The 3,530-nt window shown below is 46.1% G+C and carries 5 protein-coding genes; 1 reads left to right on the top strand and 4 read right to left on the bottom strand.

Annotation, left to right across the window (positions count from 1 at the left end; all coding sequences use genetic code 11):
• On the bottom strand, positions 1-212 hold a 212-nt coding region (locus tag K8S15_07630; protein ID MCD4775907.1), incomplete at its 3' end, for a hypothetical protein.
• A gap of 57 nt (positions 213-269) precedes the next feature.
• Here K8S15_07630 and K8S15_07625 point away from each other — a divergent pair.
• Positions 270-2,132, top strand: coding sequence for an amino acid permease (locus K8S15_07625; GenBank protein MCD4775906.1), 1,863 nt, complete (start codon positions 270-272; stop codon positions 2,130-2,132).
• Positions 2,133-2,270: 138 nt separating this feature from the next.
• Here K8S15_07625 and K8S15_07620 read toward each other — a convergent pair whose 3' ends face one another.
• The 3 genes from K8S15_07620 to K8S15_07610 all read right to left on the bottom strand — a co-directional run.
• Positions 2,271-2,693: a HEPN domain-containing protein gene (locus K8S15_07620; protein MCD4775905.1), complete on the bottom strand. Its 423-nt coding sequence runs from the start codon at positions 2,691-2,693 to the stop codon at positions 2,271-2,273.
• Positions 2,656-3,252, bottom strand: coding sequence for a nucleotidyltransferase domain-containing protein (locus K8S15_07615; GenBank protein MCD4775904.1), 597 nt, complete (start codon positions 3,250-3,252; stop codon positions 2,656-2,658). Before K8S15_07615 ends, K8S15_07620 begins: the two co-directional genes overlap by 38 nt.
• A 65-nt stretch (positions 3,253-3,317) precedes the next feature.
• Positions 3,318-3,530 (bottom strand): hypothetical protein (locus K8S15_07610; protein ID MCD4775903.1); only part of this gene is annotated, 213 nt, incomplete at its 5' end.

Raw genomic sequence — 3,530 nt, 5'->3', positions numbered from 1 at the left:
TGGAGGACAGCCAGTTTCCAATCCATATGATTGGCAAACTGGTGGAGAAGCCGCAACAACGCAACGGAATCACTTCCACCTGAAACGGCTGCAACTATATCTGAGCCTTCAGGAAGTAAAGCTCTGAGTTTAACTGCTTCAATAAAAGTATTCTCTACAGACCGGCGTAAACTCACGTGTTCCTCCTTTTCGGTAATATACACGAACCCCAAAAGGAGGTGGACTTGATGTCACTAAAGGATGATAATGCCTTCAGCAGGAGGTTACATATGCATCACCAGATTAATAAGAGCGGAAAGCTTTCCCGCGATCTTGGTATCCCCGCTCTTTTCTCGATTGCGACTGGAGCCATGATAAGCTCCGGGCTTTTTGTTCTGCCAGCGCTTGCTTTTACTGTGGCAGGACCGGGTGTAATCTTTTCCTATCTGATAGCGGGAACACTCGCGATTCCAACCATGCTGAGCAAATCTGAGCTTGCAACCGCTATGCCAAGAGCGGGTGGGATCTATTATTTCGTTGACAGGTCTCTAGGCCCTCTGGCAGGTACTTTATCCGGATTTGCTGCCTGGTTTTCGCTATCTGTCAAGACCGCTTTCGCATTTGTCGGACTGGGCATATTCATGGAATTTCTATCTCCTGACATCAATGGAAAACTCTTTGCCATGATAGCATGCGTTCTCTTTACCTGCGTGAATCTCAGGGGAGCGGGACATGCCGGTAAGGCTCAGATAGTACTGGTTGCCGGACTTCTTCTATCCCTTGTCCTGTTCGCCGGATTCGGCTTGACCAACATTTCCCCCACTCGTTTCAGACCTATTGCGCCACATGGTTTCAGCGGAATACTGGAAGGTGCGGCTCTGGTGTTCGTTGCCTTCGGGGGTCTTACCAAAGTTACAAGTGTTTCGGAAGAAGTCAAAAATCCTGGACGTGATATTCCTGTCAGTATGTCACTTGCTCTGGTTGTAGTCACCATTATCTATTTTGTTTCTGTTCTCATCTGTGTGGGAGTGCTCGATCCTTCAGTTCTCTCTTCTACCGGAATGCCAATCTCCGAAGCTGCTAAGATCATCGCCGGAAGAACAGGTTTAACGGTAATGAGCATTGCAGCCGTACTTGCGTTTCTTTCAACGGCCAATGCGGGAATACTTGCTTCATCCAGATTCCCATTCGCAATGAGCAGGGATGATCTGCTTCCCGCCGGTCTGTCAAGGATTTCAAGAAAGAAAGGCGTGCCATGGGTTTCCCTGGTTCTTACAGGAGTGATAATCATTCTTTTCCTTCTGCTTGATTTCACCCACCTGGTTAAAATTGCGTCAACGATGAAGATCATTCTGTTCCTGTTTGTCAACGCATCTGTGATAGTAATGCGGGAAAGCCGAATACATACGTACAAACCCGTATTCAAAAGCCCCGGATACCCCTGGATTCAGCTTCTTGGAATTGCGGGTATGCTGGTTCTTCTGACTAAACTCGGTCAATCCGCGCTTACAGCCAGCCTGATAATCATCGTCGGAGGCACCATATGGTATTTCATGTATTCCAGAAAACGGACTCAGAGGGAATATGCCCTTTTGCATCTTACCGCAAGAATTTTCCCAAGGGAACTGGTTGGAGACCACCTTGTCAGGGAACTGGCGCAGGTTCTCCGCGACCGGGATCATATAACCGAAGACAGGTTCGATGATCTTGTTATAAAGGCTGATATTTTGGACATCGATAAACCGGTTGACATGAAGGATTTCTTCAGGATCGTATCTGATAATCTGGAAAAATCCCTATGTCTTGAAAAAGATGAAATAGACGAACTTCTTATTGAGAGAGAAATGGATTCCTCAACCGCTCTGCGGAAAGGTCTTGCCATACCTCATATCATAGTTCCCGGTTCCGGCATGTTTTCCGTTCTTCTGGCCAGATGTAAAAAGGGAATCGATTTCGGCGGGGAGAATTCACCCGTCAATATGGTCTTTGTCCTTGCAGGTTCGCGGGATGAAAGGACCTTTCACCTACGCGCACTGATGGCAATCGCGGAAATAACCAATTCCCCTGATTTCGACTCAAAATGGATGAAATGCCGCAATACCGATGAGCTGAGAGACCTCGTACTGCTTACTCAAAGAAGAAGAGTGGAATAATTAACTATTTTGATTAAAGAAAATTGCCGCAGGTTTTACGCCTGCTGCAAAATTCTTGTAGCGGCGAGTATCAGTTCTTTGAACCCCCTCATGAAATGGCTGAAGGGACTCTACACTATGATGTATAAACCGTATAAATTATCGATTCAGCCATGATTTCACATTCTCCAGCAGGCGCTTTGCTTCAACGAGAGCATTCACAGCCTCATCTTCACTAATGATCTCGAAACTCTCATATGTCGCTACATTTCTACGTTGTCGAAAACCATCAAGCATGTCTACTGTTTTTGATGCAATCCTCGCGGTCAGCTCTAGACTCTGGATTTCACGGTAGTGGTCACCTGTTCTTGAAGCCCTGTATCCACTCCTGAACAGGCAGGCTCTGGCACAACAGAGAATTGCATCGTATACCATCTTCATCTTCCATGCAGAGGAAAGTCCATCAAGAGTCTCAGCCTGGCTGATTGCATGCTCAGCCGTCTCGATGAGGGCTGTCACTTCACTATCAGTGGCGGAATGAATATCAATCCATCGATTCTTTTCCCACAGTTCTAAGCTCATCATCACCTCCGATCACGAAGATTTTCTCTCCATTTGAGATTCTCCAGATGAATCCTTTTTCCTGCAGCTTCTTTGCAAACTCACTCCTGCTGAAGCAGGATATATTTACTTCGCGGCCGATTTCCTGACCTGCTTTACGCAGGTGACTCACCAGTTCACGATGGGAGATATCACCGACAACCAGTAAATCCAGATCACTTGATTTGCTGAAAGAACCAGATGCAATGGAACCGTACACGAAAGCAATCTCAATTCTATCAGTAATAGGCTTCAGCAATGATTTTAACCTATCCGCTACACCGCCTGTCTTAATGACGATATTCTTAAGATCAATATAGATTGGACAATCCTGATTTGCTGAGTAGTGTTTCTGATTACCCGATCTCGATCTGGAGACGACCCCGAGGTTACATAACCTGTCAAGTTCCTTACCAAGGTTTGTCGAATCCAATTCAAGAATCACTGATAACTGCCTGACATAATACTTTTCATCTGGATGCATGAAGAGCCACTCAATAACTTTGGCTCGTGTTCCAGAGCCGAATAGTTGTTTAAGCATCTTCCTCCTTTGCAGCAGTATTCGAAGTACTTTTCACCCCTATTGCAGTAATTTCTACCATGATTTCAGTATTTATTACTGTCATCGCAGTAAATATTACTGTATACTTCATTCATGGCAAGTGGGGCTTTTTCTTCGGGCCGTGTGCCAGGCACTTTTCGTTGAAAGCCGTTTGTTTTACCAAAAGAAAATTGCCGCAGGTTGTACGCCTGCGGCAAAATTCTGGTAGCGGCGGAGGGACTTGAACCCCCGACCCGCGGATTATGATTCCGCTGCTC

The sequence above is a fragment of the Candidatus Aegiribacteria sp. genome (assembly GCA_021108005.1).
GTDB lineage: Bacteria > Fermentibacterota > Fermentibacteria > Fermentibacterales > JCC-6 > Aegiribacteria.
The sequence above is the reverse complement of the archived record's forward strand: the minus strand, read 5'-3'. Positions and strand labels throughout refer to the sequence as shown.

Excerpts from the sequence above, each read along its gene's own strand:
- K8S15_07625 (MCD4775906.1), top strand. The coding sequence starts at position 270 with ATGCATCACCAGATTAATAAGAGCGGAAAGCTTTCCCGCGATCTTGGT.
- K8S15_07620 (MCD4775905.1), bottom strand. The coding sequence starts at position 2,693 with ATGAGCTTAGAACTGTGGGAAAAGAATCGATGGATTGATATTCATTCC.
- K8S15_07615 (MCD4775904.1), bottom strand. The coding sequence starts at position 3,252 with ATGCTTAAACAACTATTCGGCTCTGGAACACGAGCCAAAGTTATTGAG.